This window comes from Rhodospirillum sp. A1_3_36, from assembly GCF_047263945.1.
Classification (GTDB): domain Bacteria; phylum Pseudomonadota; class Alphaproteobacteria; order Rhodospirillales; family Rhodospirillaceae; genus Rhodospirillum.
In genome coordinates, this window is sequence record NZ_JBLAVB010000005.1 from 310,689 (window position 1) to 333,657 (window position 22,969).

The 22,969-nt window shown below is 60.6% G+C and carries 15 protein-coding genes; 11 read left to right on the top strand and 4 right to left on the bottom strand.

Annotated elements, in window-relative coordinates; all coding sequences use genetic code 11:
- Positions 1 to 144: 144 nt before the first annotated feature.
- The 4 genes from ACLIRY_RS14055 (at position 145) to ACLIRY_RS14070 (ending at position 4,991) form a co-directional block, all read left to right on the top strand.
- On the top strand, positions 145 to 2,076 hold the full coding sequence (locus ACLIRY_RS14055) for an ATP-binding protein (RefSeq protein ID WP_413206032.1): 1,932 nt from the start codon (positions 145 to 147) through the stop codon (positions 2,074 to 2,076).
- A gap of 81 nt (positions 2,077 to 2,157) precedes the next feature.
- Entirely contained in the window at positions 2,158 to 3,543 is a 1,386-nt protein-coding gene (gene otsA / locus ACLIRY_RS14060; RefSeq protein WP_413206033.1) for an alpha,alpha-trehalose-phosphate synthase (UDP-forming), read from the top strand.
- An 87-nt stretch (positions 3,544 to 3,630) separates the two neighbouring features.
- Positions 3,631 to 4,626, top strand: coding sequence for a glucokinase (gene glk / locus ACLIRY_RS14065; protein ID WP_413206034.1), 996 nt, complete (start codon positions 3,631 to 3,633; stop codon positions 4,624 to 4,626).
- A gap of 173 nt (positions 4,627 to 4,799) precedes the next feature.
- Complete coding sequence (locus tag ACLIRY_RS14070; RefSeq protein WP_413206035.1) at positions 4,800 to 4,991, top strand: hypothetical protein; 192 nt, start codon at positions 4,800 to 4,802, stop codon at positions 4,989 to 4,991.
- 170 nt (positions 4,992 to 5,161) lie between these two features.
- Here the strand turns inward: ACLIRY_RS14070 and ACLIRY_RS14075 are convergent, their stop codons facing one another.
- A complete protein-coding gene (locus ACLIRY_RS14075; RefSeq protein ID WP_413206036.1) occupies positions 5,162 to 6,085 on the bottom strand; it encodes a LysR family transcriptional regulator in 924 nt (307 codons plus the stop codon).
- A gap of 529 nt (positions 6,086 to 6,614) precedes the next feature.
- On the opposite strand from ACLIRY_RS14075, the gene ACLIRY_RS14080 reads away from it, so the two are divergent.
- From ACLIRY_RS14080 to ACLIRY_RS14090, 3 genes are all read left to right on the top strand, one after another.
- The gene (locus ACLIRY_RS14080; protein ID WP_413206037.1) at positions 6,615 to 7,715 is read left to right on the top strand and encodes a Glu/Leu/Phe/Val dehydrogenase dimerization domain-containing protein; all 1,101 of its coding nucleotides are present in this window, start codon (positions 6,615 to 6,617) and stop codon (positions 7,713 to 7,715) included.
- Positions 7,716 to 8,105: 390 nt separating this feature from the next.
- On the top strand, positions 8,106 to 9,044 hold the full coding sequence (locus ACLIRY_RS14085; RefSeq protein ID WP_413206038.1) for a hypothetical protein: 939 nt from the start codon (positions 8,106 to 8,108) through the stop codon (positions 9,042 to 9,044).
- 32 nt (positions 9,045 to 9,076) lie between these two features.
- Positions 9,077 to 10,129, top strand: coding sequence for a patatin-like phospholipase family protein (locus ACLIRY_RS14090; protein ID WP_413206039.1), 1,053 nt, complete (start codon positions 9,077 to 9,079; stop codon positions 10,127 to 10,129).
- 652 nt (positions 10,130 to 10,781) lie between these two features.
- Here ACLIRY_RS14090 and phnF read toward each other — a convergent pair.
- Complete coding sequence (phnF, locus tag ACLIRY_RS14095; RefSeq protein WP_413206040.1) at positions 10,782 to 11,504, bottom strand: phosphonate metabolism transcriptional regulator PhnF; 723 nt, start codon at positions 11,502 to 11,504, stop codon at positions 10,782 to 10,784.
- Between the two features lie 203 nt (positions 11,505 to 11,707).
- Between phnF and ACLIRY_RS14100 the strand changes: the two genes are divergently transcribed.
- Both ACLIRY_RS14100 and ACLIRY_RS14105 read left to right on the top strand, forming a co-directional pair.
- Positions 11,708 to 12,889 carry an alpha-D-ribose 1-methylphosphonate 5-triphosphate diphosphatase gene (locus ACLIRY_RS14100; RefSeq protein ID WP_413206041.1) on the top strand — a complete coding sequence of 394 codons (1,182 nt, stop codon included), beginning with the start codon at positions 11,708 to 11,710 and terminating at the stop codon, positions 12,887 to 12,889.
- Entirely contained in the window at positions 12,886 to 13,596 is a 711-nt protein-coding gene (locus ACLIRY_RS14105) for a DUF1045 domain-containing protein (protein ID WP_413206042.1), read from the top strand. Before ACLIRY_RS14100 ends, ACLIRY_RS14105 begins: the two co-directional genes overlap by 4 nt.
- A gap of 233 nt (positions 13,597 to 13,829) precedes the next feature.
- Here ACLIRY_RS14105 and ACLIRY_RS14110 read toward each other — a convergent pair whose 3' ends face one another.
- Positions 13,830 to 17,507, bottom strand: a complete 3,678-nt coding sequence (locus tag ACLIRY_RS14110; RefSeq protein WP_413206043.1) for a PAS domain S-box protein — start codon at positions 17,505 to 17,507, stop codon at positions 13,830 to 13,832.
- 356 nt (positions 17,508 to 17,863) lie between these two features.
- Here ACLIRY_RS14110 and ACLIRY_RS14115 point away from each other — a divergent pair, with 356 nt between their 5' ends.
- A complete protein-coding gene (locus ACLIRY_RS14115; protein ID WP_413206044.1) occupies positions 17,864 to 21,064 on the top strand; it encodes an ATP-binding protein in 3,201 nt (1,066 codons plus the stop codon).
- Positions 21,065 to 21,090: 26 nt separating this feature from the next.
- Here ACLIRY_RS14115 and ACLIRY_RS14120 read toward each other — a convergent pair whose 3' ends face one another.
- A complete protein-coding gene (locus ACLIRY_RS14120) occupies positions 21,091 to 21,537 on the bottom strand; it encodes a MarR family winged helix-turn-helix transcriptional regulator (protein ID WP_413206045.1) in 447 nt (148 codons plus the stop codon).
- Between the two features lie 221 nt (positions 21,538 to 21,758).
- Between ACLIRY_RS14120 and ACLIRY_RS14125 the strand changes: the two genes are divergently transcribed.
- The gene (locus tag ACLIRY_RS14125; protein WP_413206046.1) at positions 21,759 to 22,967 is read left to right on the top strand and encodes a 3-hydroxybenzoate 6-monooxygenase; all 1,209 of its coding nucleotides are present in this window, start codon (positions 21,759 to 21,761) and stop codon (positions 22,965 to 22,967) included.
- Positions 22,968 to 22,969 lie beyond the last annotated feature (2 nt).

Consider the following 22,969-nt stretch of genomic DNA (forward strand, 5'->3'; position numbering starts at 1 on the left):
GGAAAGTCGGCCAGAACCTTTCCTAATCTGCAAATCATTTCCAATTTGATTCGCATTTTGCATCAATCGGCCGATCGAAACACTGCTCCGGACGGTGGGAGCCATCCCCCCGATGGCCTAGGCGAAAGCACTCCGGAGTCCATTATGCTGTTCGAATCCCCCCCCGAAAGCGCAATCGCGTCTGCGTTCTTGGTGAACGGAGGATGGACCGAGTTACCCCTGGCCCACCAACCCCTCTTTGCGGCCTGTCTGGGCCTCCATTTGGCTTTGGTCTGGAGCCGGTCCGACAGATGGTCGCAATGCTCAACGGTCTTGCCCGCCCTGACCATCGTCCTGGCCATGGCCATGCATTTCCTGGTCGGAACCCTGTCCCAGAGCCCCCAAAGCGAGATCCTGGTCATCTGTGAGGTATTGGCTGCAACCGCCGGCCTCTATTCCGCCAGCCTGTCGGTCATGGCACCCAGCGCCAAGTCTGTCCTAAACGAGATCGAAGAGAAGCTGTGCCAAAAGAGCATCCAACTCGCATCGGCCGCTCGGGTCGCCCGGTTTTGCCAATTCTCCATCGACCTGGAAAGCAGGCGGGTAACCTGGTCACAGGAAGCCTTGACCCTATTCGGCTGGAGTGCCTTCGACAACAGTCTTCCCACCACCGTAGAGGCCCTCCTGGCGCTTCTCCACGAAGAGGATAGGCCCGCCGTCCAAGAAGAGGTTCAAAGCGCCCTCGCCCAGGGTCACGCCTTTGAATTCCAGGCCCGTCTGCAACGCTGCCGGGGGCAATACATGCCGGTCCATGCCCTCTGCGACATCGAGCGATCCCCCGAAGGAGAGGCCATCGCCCTGCACGGGGTGATCCAGGATGTGGGTCCCTTAATGGCTGCGCTGGAACGGGAAGTCCGCGTCAAGGCCGAAGTCGAGGCCGCTGAACGAATCAGCGCCACCAAAACCGCCTTCATCTCCAATATGAGCCATGAACTCCGCACCCCTCTGAACGCCATCATCGGCTATTCAGAGCTGTTAAGCATGCGTGCCGAGGACATGACCCCTGACAAAGTCCGCTCCGACTTGGCCAATGTTCTGCAGGCGGGCTACCATCTGTTGGATCTGATCAATGACATCCTGGACATGGCAAAGATCGAGAGCGGGCAGACGGAACTTGATCCCTCCACGTTCACTGCCCAGGACATCATTGATGAGACCATCCCTCTGCTTACCCCCCTTCTGGAGGCCAATCAAAACCGGCTGATCGTCACCGGAGACGCCTTAACCGCTCTCCTGACAACCGATCGCATGAAACTGCGCCAATCTTTGGTAAACCTCGGGGCCAATGCCGCAAAATTCACGCAAGACGGCATCATCACGCTCTCCGCCGACAGGACCGAGAAGGGGATGATCGCCCTTTCCGTGACCGACACGGGAATCGGATTGACAGAAGAACAGCAAGCTCTTCTGTTCGTTGCCTTCCGTCAAGCGCACCGGTCCACAGCGTCGACCTATGGCGGCACAGGATTGGGTCTTGCCATCACTCGTGCGCATTGCCTACTCATGGGCGGAGAAATTGACGTGCAATCGACGCCCGGCCAGGGAACCTGCTTCACCATGGTTCTGCCCGTTCTCTCCCGGCCTTCGGATACGTCCTGCCCGGACGGCCCCATCCTGCCCCAGGACCCCCTGGACGCCCTGATCGTCGAGGACGATCTGGCCTATGGGAACCTTTTGAGCCGTCTGCTCACCCAGGACGAATGGACGGTGTCCGTGGCCCGTACCGCGGAACAGGCCCTGGAAATCGCAACCCTTCGTCCCCCTCGTCTGCTGATCACCGATCTGGTTCTACCGGCCATGGATGGCTTCGAGCTCATTCAACGGTTGCGAAGCAAGCTCCACGAGGACTTGACCATCCTGGCCGTCACCTCCTTGGATCTGACCGTGGAACAAAAGGATGAACTCGAGCTATCGGGGGTGGAGATCCTGCTAAAGCGCGACATCTCTTTAATCCAGACCGGTCGCAAGGCCCTAACGACCCTCCAGCGGATCGGACGCCGCACGGCATCCCAAGCCTGCAACCATGAGGAAAGATAAAACACTATAATTCGGGACTTCGCGAAACCTTTGCCGCACTGTATGGTTTATCAACGGTATCCATTGTATTGCGAGGACCCCGTGAGTCGTTTAGTTGTGGTTTCAAACCGTGTCGCCGTGCCCGATGACCAGGCAGCCAGAGCCGGAGGGTTGGCCGTCGCCCTGCGCGAAGCCCTTCAAAATTACGGAGGGATTTGGTTCGGGTGGAGTGGTAAGATAACGGCGACTTCGGCCACAGAGCCTCGGATTATCGAACACCCTCCTGTGACCTACGCGGTCGTGGATCTGGGCCGCAAGGACTACAACGAATACTATAACGGTTTCGCCAATCGGACTCTCTGGCCCCTGTTCCACTACCGCATGAGCCTTGCGGAGTTCAACCGGGGAAACTACGCCGGATATCTTCGGGTCAACGCCCTGTTCGCCGAGCAACTTCGGCCCCTGCTCGAACCCGACGACACGATTTGGATCCATGATTACCATATCCTGCCCCTGGGCAAGGAACTGCGGCGCCTGGGAGCGAATAACCGCATGGGGATCTTCCTCCACACCCCCTTCCCCGCCATGGAAGTCCTATTGGCCCTGCCCAGTCACGCCCGTCTGGCCCGCTCCCTTTGCTCCTATGACATCGTTGGCTTTCAGACGGAAAACGACCGACGGTCCTTCAACGACTACATCCTGCATGAAGCCCGGGGGGAAATTCTTGGTAATGACATGGTCCGGGCCTATGGTCGCACCTTCAAGGCCAAGGTCTATCCCATTGGCATTGAAAAGGGGGTCATGGCCCAAACCTCCATGATGTCCAGCAAAACAGCGGCCTATCGCCGTCTGGAGAAAAGCTTGGGCGGGCGGAAATTGATGATCGGTGTCGACCGGCTGGACTATTCAAAGGGTTTGCCCGAGCGCATGGAAGCCTATCAGCGCTTCCTGGAGAAATTCCCCCAACACCGCAATGAAGTCAGCTTCATGCAGATTGCCCCCCTTTCCCGGTCCGAGGTGCCCGAATACAAGGCCATCCGCCAACAACTGGAAACCATGTCCGGCAACATCAATGGCCGCTATGGGGATTTCGATTGGACACCTGTGCGGTATCTGACCAAGAACTTCCAACGTAATGTCCTGGCTGGCTTCTTTCGTCAGGCCCAGGTCGGTGTGGTAACGCCCATGCGCGACGGCATGAACCTCGTCGCCAAAGAATACGTCGCCAGTCAGAATCCTCAGGATCCGGGGATGCTGGTCCTGTCTCGCTTCGCAGGAGCAGCCCGCGAACTGGAATCGGCCCTGCTGGTCAATCCCTATGATCGGGAAGACGTGGCCGACGCCATGGATCGCGCCCTGACCATGTCCCTGGATGAACGCAAGGAACGCTGGACAGAGATGATGCGCATCGTCGATGAGCAATCCCTGGAAACCTGGCGGAACACCTTTCTAGACGATCTGTCCAAAGCCCCCTTCAGCACTCCCTAACTCTGCCTGTCCTGTCTCTGCTTACTCTGGCTCTCCCCCAAGCCGCACCTCTCTGCCCTTTTTCTCAAACCTTACCAACCCGACCCCATGAGCTCTTCTTCCTTCTCTGTCCTCCCGCCCGACGCTCCCGCCCTTCTGGCCGACATTGGCGGCACCAACGCGCGGTTCGCCTTGACCACAGGCGCGGCAAGCTGGCGGGACGAACGGGTCTATCCCATCGCGCGGTTTTCCGGCCCCGATACGGCAGCAGAGACCTATCTGGCCGAGGTCCTTGCACCGGGGGAGCAACGCCCCAACCGAGGGGCCTTCTGTGTGGCCTGCCCGGTTCTCGGCGACAGCGTCGCCCTGACCAACCATGCGGCCTGGACCTTTTCCATCCAACGCCTGGGGGAAGCCCTGGGGCTTCTCCCCTTGCAGGTGGTCAATGATTTCGTCGCCCAGGCCCTGGCCGTCCCGGCCCTGCCGTCGGAACACCGCATCACCCTCTGGGAAGGCACGCCTGCGCCACAAGGCCCTATCGGCGTCATCGGTCCGGGTACCGGATTGGGCGTGGCCGTCCTGGCCCCCGATGGAAGTGGCGGACATATCGTCCTGCCCGGCGAGGGGGGGCATGTGACCCTGGCCCCCATGACCCCCCGGGAAGATGCCCTGGTTGCCACAGCTCGGATGAGCCTGGGCCATGTCTCCGCCGAACGTTTCCTTTCCGGCCCCGGGCTCCAGACCCTGGCCGCCGCCATTCGCACCCTGGATGGCCTGCCTGCCCGGGAGGAAACCCCTGGGGACATTATGACCGAAGGCATCGCCGGGACCTGCCCCGTCCGAACCGAAACCGTCTCCTTGTTCTTTGCCATGTTGGGAACCGTTGCAGGCAATCTGGCGCTGAGCATCGGTGCCATGGGAGGAATCGCCCTGATGGGGGGGATCGCCCCCCGGGTTCCGGAGGCCCTCGCCGCATCGGACTTTGTGGAGCGAGTCCAGGCCAAGGGCCGTTTCCGTGCCTATATGGAACGGATTCCCCTGGTGTTGGGCACCCACCCCTACCCAGCTTTCCTGGGCCTTGCTCATCTGATGGCCAACACATAACCGCTCCACTCGAAACCGTCACAAATATTTCCTATTTCTGTTAAGCGGTGCTATGATCCTCCCTTCTTTCGTGACTCAAACAAAACAAAAGCGCGAAGGAGATAACAGGGTGTGATGGCGTTTTTTTTGGGGGACTGCCACCATACCGTCAGACATCATCGGGAGGATGGCTATTGACCAAGGACAAGGAAGTACGCGCTCTGGCGCTTCTGTATGAAACGCAGCTCGTTTTGTACGGCGATCCGCAGGAGTTGGCCGATCGCGCCGACGATCTCAAAACCCGACTACATGATCTCCTGGAAGGCGATTTGGCCCAAGCCCTGGTGACCCTAAGCACGTCCGGCTCCATGCCCTCCCTGCGGTAAGGCTTCGGGGCGACGTTCCCTCATTCTCGTCGAGATCGTTTCCTTCCTCCGTCATAGGCCGTCGGCTACTTCGGAAGACCACTCCGCAATTCATAAGAATCAGAGTGAAACTGGGCCAAAGAATCAAAGTGAAACTGGGCCAACGTGACTCAAGCTGATCCAGTTTCACTCTACCCCTCAAACCCTAGATCCCTGTCCCAATAGGGCTCCTTGCCGCACCATTGCCGCATGTGGTCGACAAAAACACGCACTTTGGCCGACAGGTGTCGGTTGTGGGGGTAAACGGCGTTAATGCCCTGTTCCTGACCCATCCAGTCGGGCAAGATACGCACCAGCCGACCTTTGCGCAGATCATCCCCGATAATGAAGGTCGGAGAGATGGCGATACCCGCTCCTCCCAAGGCGGCGGAGCGAACGGCGTCGCCATTGTTCGCCCTGAACCGGCCTCGAATGGCCACGTCCACTGACGTTCCATCCCGGTGGATCAAGGGGTACATTTCTCCGAACCGTTGCAGCGTGTAGATCAGACACTCGTGGTTTACCAAGTCTAGAGGGTGCGTCGGCTCACCCTGCCGGGCCAGATAGTCGGGACTGGCGCAGATCACCAGCCGCAGGGGCGCAAGCCGCGTGGCAATCAGGCTGCTATCGGGCAGACTGCCGATCCGCACCGCCACGTCGAACCCCTCGGACAATAGATCGACAAAGCGATCGTTCAGGTTCATGTCCACCGACAACTCCGGATAGGCCGCCAGAAGACCCGGTATGGCCGGCGTCAAATGGAGGAAGCCAAAGGACATGGGCGCATTCACCCGCAGGGTCCCCGACGGCGTGCCATGGAGCGCCCCAACCGCGCGATCGGCCTCCTCCAGGTCGGTCAGGATGGCCTGACAGCGCAGACGATAGGCCTCTCCCACCTCAGTCAAGGACAACCGTCGGGTGGTTCGGTTTACCAACCGTGCGCCCAAGTGATCCTCCAGGGCTGACACATATTTGCTGACCACAGAGCGGGATAGGCCAAGTCGGTCTGCAGCCTGGGAGAAACTTCCCATCTCCGCCACCTTCACGAAGGTTTCCATCAGGGTGAGCCGGTCCATAGCGGGATCCTTATCCGGGAATACGTCTTTTTGTGGTTCAGCGGGGGCCCCTACGGGCCCCTAGGTTTTTTGATTGATGGATCAACTTATCAAAACATTTGAGTGACTTACCGGCTCTCATGCCGATGCCGACGTGGGACTCAAATGTTTCGGTTGATCCCCTAGAGTCTCTTCGAGATCAAGTTGGGTCGCTTCGCGACCAAACTTGGCCTCGAAGAGACTCTAAAACTTATAGAATGAGAGTGAAACGGGATCAGCTTGACTCAAGCTGATCCCGTTTCACTCTTGTCCCGGACCATGCTTCCCGCCCAGGGGACGACAAGTCCAGGCCTTTCTTTTTTTGGGTCATTTGTAAGCGAAAATATCCCACCCCACCCAGAGGTGGACATATTCCGTCGTTCTTTCTCCCATGGATTGAAGCCCCCTCCCCGATCCGCCATGTCCTTAGAACAAAGAGACAATCCCAAGCCCCCGTCGCAGAGACGTTAACCGGGGACAATGGGACGACCGAACGAACGGAGAGGACATGATGAGCGTATTCACAGATCCCCATTTCGATAGCCACGAACAGGTGGTCTTCGCCCAGGACGCGGCCTCGGGCCTGCGGGCGATCATCGCCATCCACGACACGGCCCTCGGACCCGCCGTGGGTGGATGCCGCATGTGGCCCTACGCCTCCGACGAGGAAGCGCTGGCCGATGTCCTGCGCCTTTCGCGGGGCATGAGCTATAAGAACGCCCTGGCCGACCTGCCCTTGGGCGGTGGCAAGTCGGTGATCATCGGTGATTCCCGAACCGATAAGACCGAAGCCCTGTTGCGGGCCTTCGGCCGGGTCGTCGAAAGCCTGGGCGGGCGCTACCGCACGGCGGAAGATGTGGGCACCTCTGTTGCTGACATGGACATCATCGGCCAGGAAACCCGCCATGCCCTGGGCCGCTCCCAAGGGCGAGCGGCCATTGGCGACCCTTCCCCTTACACGGCGCGGGGTGGATTGGCGGCCATCAAGGCAGCGGTCCGCCACAAACTGGGCCGAACGACCCTGGTCGGCCTGCGCATTGCCATTCAAGGAGTAGGCCACGTGGGCGCCCATCTCGCCCGTTTGCTGACGGCGGAGGGGGCAGAGCTGGTCATCGCCGACGTCAACACCGATCAGGTCCGGGCCGTGGCCGAGGAAACGGGAGCCACCCCGGTGGAGGTGGAGCGGATTCTGTCCCTCGCCGCCGATGTGGTCGTGCCCTGTGCCATGGGCGCCGTCCTTGACGACCAATCCATCGCCACCCTGAATACTCCCATCGTCGCCGGACTGGCCAACAACCAGTTGGCCGAGGCCCGACATGGCCCCCTTCTCCATTCCCGAGGCATCCTCTACGCGCCGGATTACGTCGCCAATGCGGGTGGCATCATCGCCGTGGCCGCAGAAAACGCGGGCATGACCGACCTGGAGCAGGTCACCGCCAAAGTCGACGCCATTGAAAGAACTCTTACCACCCTCTTCGAACGAGCCGACTCCGAAGGGCGCCCCACCGCCGATGTTGCCGATTCCATGGCCCGAGACCGCCTCGCCCGAGCCCACGGCACCCTCCGCCAAGGCACGGGAGAACAGCACCCGCCCCGGAGACTGGCCGGTTGACGCATCGGCTGAAGCCATCTCCTCCGTCTCCGGAGATGAAGGTCTAAGCTCTTAATAATGCAACCATATCTCGAAGCCTGCTTGGATTGACCAGACCATTCCGACGGCTTTTCACCAGTGAAATCACCCCCTGATCAGTCCAGCTCAAGGGGGTGTATTTTTGTGTCGAGTTCGTCATGAAAATATCGTGTTTACCAGATATCAAGGCTCTTCACGCAGAGTTTGTGTCCATGCGGGACACGAGTCCCGGGGGCTTCAGTTCGTCCATCCCCCCTCCTTTTTTCCTGGCTTTGGCTTGGATCAAAAAACGGGCGAGGGGAATGGTCTGGACGGGTTGGAGCACCGTTCATCGCCCATCGTATCGACCTCGACCGGAAAGATGAGGGTCCCATGACCATTTCGTTCTCCAGGATGCCCATGCCCACCGACTTCGAGGATCTGGACGCGGGGGATCTTCACCAGGAGTCATCACCCTGGGACAAGCCGGAGGCCTTGTCCACCAGACATCAGCCGGAGGTGCTTCACGGCTCAACCGTCGAATTTCTCGATCTGGGACATATCGACGATCACTTGCGGATTTTGGACATTCTCTTCGCCGAGGCGGAAGCCTTGACCCATGGCAACCACGGCAAAGTCATGACCCCGGTGGACCGGAAGCGTTTGATGACTCTGACCCGGGAAATCGATGGCCTGTTGGACCGGGCGGAGGGTCTGCCCGGCCCCGCCACCGCACCGGATGCCGACGATAACCTGGAATTGCGCATGGCCCTGGACCGGCGCGAGGAACTGGAAACCCGGGTTCCCGGCAAGGAGGACGCCTATGAACGTCTTGATACGTTCGAAGAACCAACGGTTGACGAAGTCCTGATCGCCTTTGGCAGCCGGGCAGTGGCTGCACGGGTTCAGTCAACGGACGCGTTGACTCTGGGCCGCCAGAATGGCCACCTGACCCTGGACGTGGAAAATGCCCTGGATCGGATTACCGCCCAATTGGACCTGAGTATGGCCATGGACCTGACCTCGGTTGAAATCTTCTCCCCCACGTGGGTCTCCCCCTTGGCGCCCCCAGACGCGGCGCGGATGGACGCCGTCCTGACCTGCATGGACCGTATTCTCGCCACCTGCCCGGAGCATTTTCTGACTCCTGACGCTCAGGGTGAATTGGAAGCATTGATGGCGGAAGCGGATCGGATTCTTGGAATTTCCGAAAAGAAGAGTATCCCCAAGCCGAGCTCCCGTCGGAATGGCGAGGCTTGGCGACGGGCGATGAACGCCCTGGGCCGCCAAGTGACAGCCCTCATCCCTGGCGCCCGAATCCTGCCCACATAGCCCCCACCGCCCCCAACCGGAGTCCTTTCCCCATGGCCCATCCTCCCTCTGCGTCGACAACGCGGAAGACTTTAACCCTCGCCCTGCAAGGTGGGGGTGCCCATGGTGCCTTTACCTGGGGCGTCCTGGACCGCCTGCTTCAGGAACCGCGTTTGGACGTGGATGCCGTTTCTGGCACGAGCGCCGGCGCCATGAACGCCGTCTGCCTGGCGGAAGGCTTGGGTCTTCATGGGCACACCCCGAAAGGCAAGGCCGCTGCCCGAGAAGCCTTGGAACGCTTCTGGATGCGCATGGCCGACACCGCCCTGCTCAGCCCGTTGAAGCGCACGCCCCTGGCCGCTTGGCTTGGCGATTGGTCCATGTCCGACAACCTCGGCTATTGGATGGGCGAGCTTCTGAGCAAGACGATGTCCCCCTACCAATGGAACCCACTGGACATCAATCCCCTTAGGGAAGTGGTCGAGGACTGCATCGACTTCGACGCGGTGCGGTCCTGCTCAGGGGTGGGGATTTTTATCACGGCAACCAATGTCCACACGGGCCGCCCCCGGGTGTTCAAGGCTGAGGAAGTGGGGCTGGATCAGGTCATGGCCTCGGCCTGCCTGCCTCACCTGTTCCAAGCCGTGGAAATCGACGGGGTACCCCATTGGGATGGCGGTTACATGGGGAACCCCTCCCTTTGGCCGCTGATCTACATGGCCCAGGCCCGAGACATTCTGTTGGTGCAGATCAACCCCCTGATCCGCAAGGAAACCCCGAAGACCAGCCAGGAAATCCTCAACCGCATGAACGAAATCACCTTCAACGCCAGTCTGCTGAAGGAAATGCGGGCCATTAATTTCGTCACCCGACTGCTCGACGAGGGCGCCCTGGACGAAAACCGCTACAAACGCATGTTCATCCACGCCATCGAAGCGGAATCCGAATTGAAGCCGCTAGGAGCCTCGAGCAAGATGAACGCTGATCGGGATTTCTTTCTCCACCTGCGTGACATCGGTCAAAAAAGCGCCGAAGAATGGCTAGCTACCAAATTCGACCGGGTGGGTGTGGAAAGCACCGTCAACATCCAAGAGACGTATATGTAATACCAAGGTGCGGTGAGTTTGACTCACCGCACCTTGGAAGCGGCCAAGTGGTCGCCGCGCCTTATGGCGCGTAAAAGCCCGCCTGGCGTTTGAACGCAAGAAAAGCGGCGTGGCTTTCAACCCGCGCCGCTTGGTATAAAAGCCCAACCCAAAATTCATGCCGTGACTTCAAAGGTTTCCGTCATACCGGCGAAGACAGGCCACGGTACACGACAGTGTCTCATCACAGTGTCTCGTCTTTTTTGGGCGATTGCCCAAACCCATTTGGGGGCAAATGCCCCCAAACCCCCATTTCTTTTTTATCAATAAGAGCCTGGGATCTGGGGCCTTTCGGCCAGTAGTTGCCTGGGATCTGGGGCCTTTCGGCCCCAGTGGGGGACGGGTTAAAACCCCGTGGCTGCCCCCCTGTCGTATACCGCGAAAACAGCCATCCAGGGTTGATTTCGGTGGTATCTATGACCTGCGCTCCTGTTGCGTCAACCGCATAGGTCAGGTGTCCCCACCCTGGATTCCCGCATATGCGGGAATGACGGATAAACAGCTTTTTCTGCACCCAGTTAAACACAAATCAACTCAAGGTGACTTTGTCTAAAATGTTATTCCTAGAATATCAATCGAAATAGGATCAAGCCGCCCCAGGGATCAAAAGCCCTCAGGTTTCTACAGTGATGGCGATCCAGTCACTGGCGAAGCGAGTGATTCCGAATTCAACGGGGCTCCCTTCGGCATCTACATTAATGCTTTCTGTCACCAAAACAGGACGATACCGCTCTTGTTTCAGGACACGGGCGTCAGTCGGCGTCGGAAGGCGAGCTTGAACGCGGGTGGTTTTCCGCTTGTACTCAACGATTCCCACAGCCGCAAGGGCCTTGGTCACCGAACCACTCTGCTGGAAATGGCTGACGATCCCCTGACATCGGTCCTGGGGGAAATAGGCTGTCGATACGAAGACCCGATGTCCATCAACCTCCCCGGCCAATTCCACGCGAATGACAGGGGCACCGAGGGGAACAGTCAGGGCATCGGCGATTCTCCTGTCTGCCTGCTCGTCGCCGTGGTCCAACAAAATCCCGGCCGGGCAACAGTTTTTGGCCAGGGCAATATCGGAAAAACGGGTGCTGTCAGACAGGGGATAGTCGAGCATCGGTTCCCGGGCGAAGGTCCCTCGCCCTTGCTCGACCCGCACCAAATTCATCTCGACCAAATCGGCGATGGCCTGACGTACCGTATGCCGATTGACCGAGTACTGCTCCGCAAAGGAAAACTCCGTTGGCAGACGCTCCCCCGGAGCCACCTGACCAGAACGGATTTGACCGGCGATATCATCCCGGATCTGGCGCCACAGGGGCGAACCCGTATTCCGACCAAATTCCATGGGACACTCCATACCAACAAATATAATTCGTGTTGGTTACGACACAATATAACGCCCTGTCTAGAGGTATAAAGGGTCCTGCGCCCATTTGATACGCACAGCCTCCCCTGAAATCTCATGTCCTGGGTCCGTCGGCGGGTTTCCAACAGCACACCGCCAACCACCCGCGCGCTCGGCTCGGGTCTTGACGGAGGCGGACAGGCATGTTCAACGATTGGTTCCCTGTTTCGGAGACATTCCCCTTGGCCGCCCCCCTCATTCTTTCCAATGCCCAAATCGTCACCCGTGAGGACAGTTTTCTCGGTTCGGTGACGGTGGAAGACGGCATTCTTCAAGCGATCACTCGGGGAGCCCATATCCCTGCGGGAGCCTTGGACCTGGAGGGGCATTTTCTTCTTCCCGGTTTGGTGGAAGTCCATACGGATAACGCTGAACGCCACCTGGAGCCCCGCCCTGGTGTCCATTGGCCCGACCCCCTGGCAGCCATTTTGGCCCATGATGCCCAGGTGGTGGCCGCAGGAATCACCACGGTCATGGACGCCATCGCCCTCGGGGAATACGAACATGGGGGCCCTCGGCGGCGCATTCTGGCGACCTTGATCTCCGCCTTCCAGGAGGGACGGACTGCGGGCCTTCTCAAGGCGGACCACGGGTTACACCTGCGCTGCGAACTGGCCGACCCTGCGGTCACCGAATTGTTCGACGCCCATGCCCGGAATCCGGCCCTGCGGCTGATCTCGCTGATGGATCACACGCCGGGCCAGCGACAGTTCCGCGATATCGACAAATGGCGGGAATTTCACCGGGACAAGAACTGGACCGACCGGGATATTGAACGCCTGATTTCCGAATCCCGCGAGCGGCAAGCGCGGCTCTCCCTCCCCCACCGGAAGCATATCGTGGCCGTTGCCAGGGACCTGGGGCTGACCTTGGCCAGTCACGACGACACCACTCCGGCCCATGTGGATCAAGCCGTTGCGGATGGTGTCACCATCGCCGAATTCCCCGTCACGCGTGAGGCCGCCGAGCGCGCCAAGGCGAAAAGCCTGCGCACGGTCATGGGCGCCCCCAACGTGGTTCGCAACGGATCCCATTCGGGAAATATGTCGGCCCTGGACTTGGCCCGGGCGGGGTTGCTCGACGCCCTGTCCAGTGACTATGTTCCCTTCAGCCTGATCCAGGCGCCCTTCTTGATGGCCAAACGCCTGAACCTGCCCCTGCCTCACTGCATCGCCATGGTCACCGATACGCCCGCTCGCATGCTGGGTTACACTGACCGGGGACGGATCGAGGAAGGCGCCCGGGCCGATCTCGTCGATTTACGACTGTATGGGGACACGCCCTCGATCCAACGGGTCTGGCGCGCGGGCAGGCGGATCCTGTGAGCGAACGCCATGCCATTTACCTGAGTCCTCCGGCGACTCACCCCTTGGCGGTCCTGGCCGAACGGTGGCTCGGTCGGGGTTCAGGGCGGCCTAGCCTCGGTGGATATCCGGATACGACCCTTGAGGCCTGGACGGCGGAACCCCGCCGCTACGGCTTTCACGGAACCCTGAAAGCGCCCTTTACTCTTACCCCGGGGCGAACCCTGGACGACCTGGATCAAGCCATTGCCGCCCTGGCCAAAGGGCACCCCGCGCCCCCGGCCCTCGCACTTGAGATCGCGGCGCTCGGCCCCTTCCTCGCCCTGATATCCCGGACCCCGACACCGGCGCTAGACGCCCTTGCCGCCCGTTGCGTGACAGAGCTGGACGGGTTTCGCGCCCCCCCCTCTGCCAGGGATCTGGCCCGGCGCAAGCCAGAAACCTTGTCTCCCCACCATCGCGCCCTCTTCGAGCGTTGGGGGTATCCCTATGTTCTGGAGGAATTCCGCTTCCACATGACCCTGACGGGTCCAATCCCCGAGCCCGGCGACCGGGACCGGATGAAGGCCGCCTTGACCGACCTGTTCACCCCCGTCCTCACCACGCCTTTGTCCGTGGAGGACATTGCCCGGGTCTCCCAGTCCAGCCCATCCGCACCCTTCCAGGAAAAAGCGCGGTTTCGCCTTTTGGCAAGCCCCGACCTTCCGACGGGTGGTCCTGACTCATAATCCATTCGCCCGAAGAAAAGCAGAATATCGCGCGGAAACAGTCCAAAAACTCTCCAAAAGCGTCACTCCCGCGAAAACGCTAAAAAATTCACATTTCTTTATTTGACTCCAAGGCTTTTTATTTCGAATCCGCACAGAAAAACGCGCACCCCTTAGAGTGCTCCGAAATCAAGCTGGGCCATTTCTTGGACCAACTTGGCCTCGAAGGCACTCGAAAATCACACAGATCCTTGTCAGCCATCCAATTCAAACCAAAGGACCGTCCCCCGTCCGGGCCAGCTTTCCATGCCCACCTCACCATGCATAAGCTGAACGAGACGTTTGGTGATGGACAGGACCATGCCCGTCCGCCCCCTTTGGCCACTCACATCCAGGCGGAGACGGGCTGTCGGCGACAGGGGCGCCCGCCCCCGAGCCTTGGCGTCCAGGGTATTGCGGACAACCGCCTTGTGGTCGCAACCGAATTCGAACCGCAACCGGGATCCCGCTTCACCGGGCGAGGCCAAACGCGCCGTCAAAACCACCGCCCCGGGTTGGGAGGCATGGAGGGAGGGGTCGATCGCATTGAACTGCACAGCGCATTCCAACAGGTTTGCCACCACCGTTTCCACCAGGGCCTCGTCCCCGAACAGGGTGGCAGGCACGTCCGGCTCGATGGACAGGGACAGCTCCAGACCGAAGTCCCGGGCCAAATCGGCAATCGTGGTGCGCGCCGCCTCGCAGACCACACGGATATTCACCGGCGCGAAATTCAGATCCACCAATCCGCCTTCCAAATTGGCGAAGCCCCTGACGTCATTGGTGATGGCATTAAGGAGGGTCAGACACACCTCGGACCGCTCCAGATCAGGCTGCTCCTGCCCGAGAGCGATATTCAAGCCTTTCACTGGATAGGCCAATTCGTTGGCCAGAACGTTCAGGAATTCCCCATGGGCGGCCCGGGCCTTATCGGCCAGCCCCTTGGCCTTCTCCACTTCCCGGACGCGGGCATCCAGGTCCGACAGGTCACGCAGGAACAGAACGAACAGCACCCCCCCGATTTCCCGCTTTGCTTCCAGGACCGTCAGTTCCGCCTGGAAAGCCTTGCCATCGGCCCGGGCGGCCAGAACCCGACGCACGGGGTTGTGGCGCTCTTCCTTGTCCCGGGGGTTGAACCAGGGGGATCCGGTTTCCGGATCCGCATCCCGCCCGCCCGGCATCAACTTGGCCACCGACCGCCCCACCGCCTGGGGCGAGGGGTACCCGAACATGTCCTCTGCTGCCGGATTAAAGCCAACAATCGTCCCCCGTTCATCAACGGTGATCATGGCCTCCGGTGCGCCGTCGAGGACTGCGGACAGATAGGCCTTGGCCGCCTGGGACTGCTGACGCAGGTATTCCGCCTGCTCCTCATCCGTTAACCGATAGTCCTGGACGGATCGAGCGACGGCGCCAAATTGATCCCGCCGCTTCATCCCCGGTAGGATGGCCGGCGCGGCGTCGATGGCCAAGCCGGAAACCGCGTTGACCAATCGGTTCAACGGTCCGGTGATCGTTCGTGCCACCCCCCAGGCCAAAAGCAAATAGGCAAGGGCAATGGCGCCACCCTGGATCAGGGATCGGCGCAGAGCGTCTTCCCGGGCCTGCTTGGCAAGGTCACTCAGGGCCGACCGCGCTGGGCCGACGGTCGCGCCCAAGGTGCTGATGTCACCGGCCAACCCCTTCAGGTCCTGCCCCAGGGATTGGATCTGGGTGTCGAGCTCCCTCCGTCCCTCGGCCACTTTGGTGAGAGCCTTGGCCTGTCTTTCAGCGAGGTTGATCAGATCTGTCCGCGTCGCGGCAGTGATCACTGCCGCTTCAACGGTGGTCCGAAACAGGTCCAAGACCCCAGCATGTGTCCCCAGGATCGATGCCTGCCCATCCAACAGATAGGCGCGCGACAAGGCTATCAAACGGGTCCCCTGGGCAGCGAGCGACCCACCGAAGGGCATATCAGCCAGGGTGTCTTCCAACGCCCGATCGGCGGCACGCAGATCCGAGAGCGCCCCGTTCGGGCCATTCACCCGCTTCCATTGGTCAATAACCGAGACCAGTCGTCCGGCCAGCTTCTCTGCCCTAACGGCCTGAGCCTCGCCGCCCCGTTCCACCTGGGGCAATTCCGAAGCCCGCCCCAGGTCGGCCAGATCGATCAATTGGCGCCGGGTTTCCGCTATCAGAGGCTGGGCAAGAGCGGGATCCGAGCCGGACAGGGCGACCGCTGCTCCCCGGGCCGTTGCCACAGCTAAGGGAACCAGGGCTTCCGCCCTATTGACCCGCGTCAGGCGATCCTCGGCCCGTTCCCAGTCGCTGTTGCCCAACAGGGTCAAAGCACCCCAAACCCCCAGGGCGAGTATCCCCAGTACAATCATCAGCATCAACCGGGTTCCGACGGCGAACCGGTGCCAAAAACCGGGAGCTTCGGGCGGCACCCGGGACATGGCATCGGAAAGGCGTGTTTCACCCAGGTGACCGCCGGGCCGGTCGGTTCCCCTGGTGGCCGACCCAGGCGCCTTCGTCCCCGAAAAAGCCTCTCGATCCGGCGCCTTCAAAGGAGACGGTCGAGACCCCAGATCCCCCGTCAACTTCGCCCCCTCACCAGGACTGTCCAGTGCGCCGCGCAATTCCTCCAGTGCCGACGCACCGGCGTTCACAACAACACCGTCTTGGGCATCCCCGTCATCTGAAGCCTGGGGACCACCAGACCGAGCCGCCTCCCCGGACCCGTCCGGTCCCCCGGCGTCCAGATCCTTAATGTGACGGGCGGCGTCTTCCAACCAGGAGCGATGTTCGGCATCCAACGAAAGGGGCGGCTTATCCCCAGGTTTCCGGTCCAGCTTTTCTCTCCCACCTTCTGCGGAGACAACGGCAGCGGCCACGAGAGCCTCCTCGGGAAGCCCCGGGTCCTCGGGAAGCCCTGGATCCGAACCATGCCCTCGCTGCTGTTCGGACTCGTCAGCTCCCCCTGGGCGGGGCACCCTATGGGAAACCAAACCCGTCTCCCTACCAGCTCCGGCTTGTTCGGACGGAAAGTCTTCCGTAGGAAAGGCCTCCTCTGGAAGAGACGACGCACCGTCGACACTGTCGGCTTTTCTCGCTTCCAGCGGGGCGTCACGCGGGGCAGCGCGAGACGACGGGACCGCCTCGACGTCCTCCTTGGGCATAGCCAACGGTGAAGACGCAGGAGAGACATCTCCGCCAACCAACCAATCCAAACCGTTTGGGGAGGTTCCGTCAAACGCCTGCTCGTCCCTCAATGGATCCTTAGACTGGGGTGGGCCTTCCCCGACAAAACCGAAGGCAGCACCTAAATCGGTTTCATCCTCCAGCGGACCAGAAGGAGCCCTTTCCCGAAAGACCATCTCGTCTTCCCCGGCCCCAGCGTCCTGCTCGTCCTCACTGGCTACGGGGTCCAACGCATCCTCATCCCGATTACGGGCCATATCCTCAAACAGCTTGCCGAAGGGATTGTCTCCCTCATGACCCTCTCCGATGGCAAGACCATGACCATCTCCGATGGGACGGCGATGATCATCTCCGATGGCACGGCGACGACCATCTCCGACGACATGGCCAACGGTATCCCTATCCGGCAGAGCGGTGAAAGGATCCGTCTCCTCCAATTCCCTGGGTTTGTACGGATCCGCTTCAGGCAGATCCAAATCATCGGTATGCACCATGGGAGGGGCTGCAGCCCTCGAGCGCCCGTCCCGGAAGGCCCGTCCCGCGTCATGCTCTTCCCGCACATCCTCCATGCTGGGATAGGGGGCGAGGGGCTGGGTATCCAGTTCCTCTAATCCCCCATCCTCTCCATCGAAGGAGTCCCCGCCCTGGGGATCTGGCGAAGGCGCTTCCTCGTCCTTGGACCTACCCGACCCGGATTGCTTATTGAACATGGAAAACATTGGTGCGCCACCCTTTGCACGACGATCCGCCAATCCCGTGTTCAACCCGAAAGGGGATCCGGATAAAACGCGGAATTCGGACCGGTTTTCGGCTCCGACCTTTGGGTATGACTGCCCTGGCTTCCGGTTTCAAGCTCTTCCACCGGAAGAAGGGCCAGATAGGATCCCCCCGACATTCGACCGAATGCTTGGCACGGTACTTGATAGAGCTGGCTAATGAACTGACTCCCCCCGGGAGAGGGAGCCTTTGGACCGTTTTCCCGCGATTTGCATCGCATTTTGAGAACCGTCGAAGCATTTCGAGAAGCGCCCCCGCTTCTCAAAGCGAAATGAGAGGCCTGAATACCATGGGTGTAAAAGCAATTCTTATCGGGACCCTGGTTCTTCTAACCTTGGCACAGTCCCTGATATCCATTGGCAACATCCAGAAACGACGGGACGACTTGGCCAACTCCCACGTTCTGATTTCCCGTGTCAACCATGCCCGCATCCTCATCGAAGCCACCCAAGCCATCGCCCAGGAACGGGGGTGGACCAACGCGATGCTGCGAACCTCCAAAGCTGATACGGACAAACTGACCTCCCTGCGCGCCAAGGCCGACGCCGCCATGGCCGAGACCCTTCTCCTCGACACGGTCAACGACAGCCACGCTCTTCTCCAAATCAAGTGGAACAAGTTTGTAGAACGTCGGGCCATTGTCGATCGCGCCCTGGCAAAGGGCGAGAAACAGGTGAACGGCCATGTGGCCGATAACTGGCTGTCCCTGGCGACCGACATGGTGAAAACCTTGGACGATACCCTTCGGGACACATGGTACCTGGAGGAAAACATTTCCCGGGATGGACGAAACCTTTGGATCCTCCTCACCGAAGCGGCCCGGATGCGGTTGGCTGCCGGGCGGGATTCCGCGCAATTGGCCGGGGATCTGATCGACAACCGGCGACCGGACCGCCAAACCGAGGAACGCAACGCCAATTCCCAAGGTGCAATCGGCGAAATCTGGCGGGATGTCCGACGCTCTGCTGAACCCTTTCCAGAACTGAATGGGACCATCCAAGACATCGACAGGCTGTATTGGGGTGACTATCAAGCCCTTCGAAGTGAGTTCATACAGAATGCCCCTGACCCGACAGTGCCTCTGCTTTCCGAAAAGACCTTCATCGCCGCAGCGGTTCCCGCAATCCAAGCCATCTCCCGCTTGTCGATTGAGGTGGGAGATCTTCTCCTCGCCCGAGCCGAAAGCCAAGTAACCGAGGCCCGGCGCGCCTTGGCGATCCAGTGCATTCTTTTGGGTTGTTACGTCATCCTGGCCGTTCTGGCCATCGGCATCCTGCACTTCCGCCTGTCCCGGCCCCTCATCGCCATGACGGACAAATTGACCCTGGCCCAAACCAACACCCCGACAAAACCGCTTGTTTCACCCGAGGCGACCGCCTTCCACCCCCCCCGGCCTCACCGGGACGAGGTCAAACGACTGGGCCAGGCGGTGGACGACTATATCTCAACCCTGGCCGCGCTGGCGAAGTCCGAAGAACGGTTCCGCCTGGCCACCCTGGCGGCGCGGGACGGCATTTGGGACTGGGACTTCAGGACTGGAAAAATCTGGTTTTCCTCCCGCTGGAAAGAGCAATTGGGCTACACCGACCATGAGTTCCCCAATACCTTTGAAGCCTGGGAGAGGGTCATTTTCCCAGAGGACCGTGCCGCAGCCCTGACCCTTGTCGAAGACTTCAACGCTGGACGAGCCCCTGCCTTCGACATCATCCAACGCTTCCGCCACCGGGACGGCCATACGGTCCATATCCATAGTCGCGCCATCCATGAAAAGGATGCCACGGGGAACATTGTACGCATGGTTGGCGCCCATACGGACATTACCTCCCAAGTCCTTCACGAAGCCGAACTAAGGGAAGCCCGGGAAAGAGCCGAGGAAGCCAACCACGCCAAGTCCAACTTCCTGGCCGTCGTCAGCCACGAATTGCGAACGCCTTTGACCGGCATTCTGGGCATGGCGGACATGCTTCTTGCCTCCAACCCGGGCAAGCGTCAGCACCATTGGCTCACGGTGCTGCGAAACTCTGGCACCTCCTTGCTTGGCTTGGTCAACGACATCCTGGACTTCTCCAAGATCGAGGCCGGATCTCTGACCCTGGAAACCCTGAACCACGACCCCCTGACCATCGCCGCAGAGGTGGTGGAGAGCCTGCGTCCCCAGGCTCAACGGAAAGGGTTGGAGCTGACCGTCGACTTTCATCCGCTGGATTTACGGGCAGGAGATCCCACGAAACTGCGTCAAATACTGCTTAATTTGGTGGGCAACGCCGTGAAGTTCACCGATTCCGGGCGCGTAAGCCTGTCTGTGGGTCCCTCCGGCCCCAGTGGCCCTAGCGGCAACCAAAGCCCCATCCAAATCGAGGTCTGGGACACGGGCATCGGCATGACTCCCGCCCAGATGAACCGCCTGTTCACTCCCTTCACCCAGGCAGACGACAGCACCACCCGACGCCATGGGGGCACGGGCCTGGGACTGGTGATCAGTCACCGCCTCTGCGAGGCCATGGGGGGAACCATCACCTGCAAGAGTCAACCCGGCGAAGGAACGCGCTTCACCGTCACCCTGCCCATGCCCTTGGCCAGCGACACCTTTCAGAGCCTGGATCCAAGCCCGACAGAGGGGCTCGCCTCCTTCGGCGCCCTCCCCTCGCTCTCCCTGCTGATTGCCGAGGATAACGAGACCAATCGCCTGCTTCTGGGTGAAGCTCTGATCGCTTTGGGACACCGCCCTGTCTTGGTGGAAAATGGTGCCCTGGCCGTGGAGGCCGCGGAAGCCGAGCCGTTCGACGCCATCATCATGGACATGCAAATGCCGGTCATGGATGGCATCGACGCCGTGCGTCTGATCCGACAGCGGGAACAGAAGGCCGCAACGGAAGGCGACGCGGTCTCCCGCAGACATCTGCCCATTGTCGCGCTCACCGCAAATGTCAGCGCCAAAGAAACCTTGGGAGACGAGGCTGGGTTATTCGACGCCTTCCTGACCAAGCCCATCAACTGGACCATGCTCGCCGCAACACTCGCGGCCCTGACGTCCGTAGACCTGCCTCAGGACGGAAGGTCCGTCCCTCCCGCCTCTTCCACCGCACCCCCATCCGGATCAAAGGCAGCGCAAGGCCTGCCGCCCGACTGGACCAACCAGCCCGTCTTCGATCACGGGTGGATGGAGCCCCTGGCGACCCGGGTTTCCAGTGACAAAGTCGCGGCCATCCTCCGCTCCCTTCAGGGGCGGTTGACCCAGCCCATCGGACCGCTGACCCTGGCCGTAGAAACCGATGACCAGGAAACCGCAAACCGCCTCTGCCACGCCCTCAAGGGGATGGCAAGACAGTTTGGCTTGGCCCGCATTGCCCTTCTTGCCGAAACTTTGGAAACCCACGCCAAGGGAGGGGACAGCGAGGCTATGGGCCCCCTGCTTCCCATCCTATCGCAGGAAGTCGATGCCGCCAAACAGGCCATTACCGACAAATTGCATCTCGTCGCGGTTGCCTGATCCCGGCTCCCTCCGAATTGGCCCTCTCAGTCCTGACCCGCGGTCAGGTCGGAGGGGACGCGGCTGCCTTCTGCGTTTTCCAAAACCAGTTTTCCCAATAGGCGCACGAAGACCTCTTTCTCCCCGGCACTGAGGGGCTCCAGGATTTTGTCCTGAACCTCATTCACCAGAGGACGGGCCGCATCCAGCGCCCCCTCGCCCACCTTGGTCAGCGCCAGCCGTTTGACCCGGCGGTCCCGCTCGTCGGGCGTCCGCAAGATGTACCCCCTGCCCTCCAGTCGCGAAATCACGTTGCCAATGGTCGCCCGGTCGACTCCGACAAGACGTGACAGCTGGATCTGGTCCAACCCCGGACGGGCCTCGATACCACTCAGCAAGGCGAATTGGATAGGGGTCAACCCGATCTCGCCACAGGCCTCGTGGAACAAGCCAACGGAAATTTGATGAGTCCGGCGAATCAGGTAGCCGGGCATGCTTTCGTGAGTAAGGGGTTTTTCGGTCATGACAGGCCAAGGGTGGAAAGCAAGGAAGAGTCGCGCGGTTTGCCGCAGGACTCCTGGTGAGCCCCTTCCTTAGCCCGATCTGTTTATAAAAAAAAGACGCATACTGATTGACAGCATACTTACTATCTGTTTCCATCAGGGAAATCGAAACGCGGAACAAGCGCGAGATCAGTCACAAAGGGAGAACATCCATGAGCAAAACCACTTTCAAAATGGTCGTGGCCGGCGGCGGCATCGGCGGTTTGTCAGCAGCCATGGGCTTGGCCAAGGCCGGGTGCCAGGTCACGGTGCTGGAGCAGGCTTCGGCCTTCGGGGAAATCGGTGCGGGCATCCAAATCGGGCCCAACGCCTTCCACGCCATGGATTATCTGGGCGTGGGCGAAGCCGGCCGATCCAAGGCCGTCTACATTGACAAGTTGGTTCTGATGGATGCCGTCAGCGGCGACCACATCTCCGACATGCCCGTCGGCGAAGACTTTCGCAGTCGTTTCGGCAACCCCTACGCCGTGGTCCACCGGGCCGATCTGCACGGGGTTCTCCATGACGCCTGCAAGGCCAACGAAAACATCACCCTGGTGAACAACCAGCGGGTGGTATCCTACGAAAACACCGCGAACGGCGCCAAGGTGACCACCGAGTCGGGCGAGGTGTACGAGGGCGATGCGGTCATCGGCTGCGATGGCGTGCGCTCCATGATCCGTCAGCAGTTGACCGGCGGTGACGAACTGCGCCTCTCCGGCCATGTGGCCTACCGCGCTGTGCTCCAACTGGATCAAATGCCCGAGGATATGCGCTGGAATGCTGCGGCCCTCTGGGGTGGGCCGAAGTGTCACATGGTCCATTATCCCCTCCAGGGATGGAAGACCTTCAATTTGGTCGCCACCTTCCAGACCGATGTGTCCAATGTGGGCAGCAACGAGCCCGGCACGCGGGAAGAAATCCTCTCCCGCTTTGGCAATGTCTGCGACCGGGTCCGCAAGGTGCTGGAGATCCCCACCGAATGGCGCCGCTGGGTGCTGGGGGACCGGGATCCCATCGAGAACTGGACCGACGGCAATGTCACCCTATTGGGAGACGCCGCCCATCCGACCCATCAATATTTCGCCCAGGGCGCCTGCATGGCGCTGGAAGACTCCGTCTGTCTGTCGGACAAGATCCAGCATTGCGGCGGCGACCTGAACAAGGCCTTCCAGCAGTACCAGGACGAGCGCATCGTCCGCGCCTATCGGGTGGTCCTGTCCTCGCGCATGTTGGGCAAGATGTACCACGCCCAGGGTGTCGAGCGCCTGATCCGCAACAGCGTCATGGCCGCCAAAAAGCCTGAGGATTACTACCACAGCCTCGACTGGCTCTATGGCGGCACCGGCCTGATGTCCGCAGCGGCCCAGGCAGCGGAGTAACC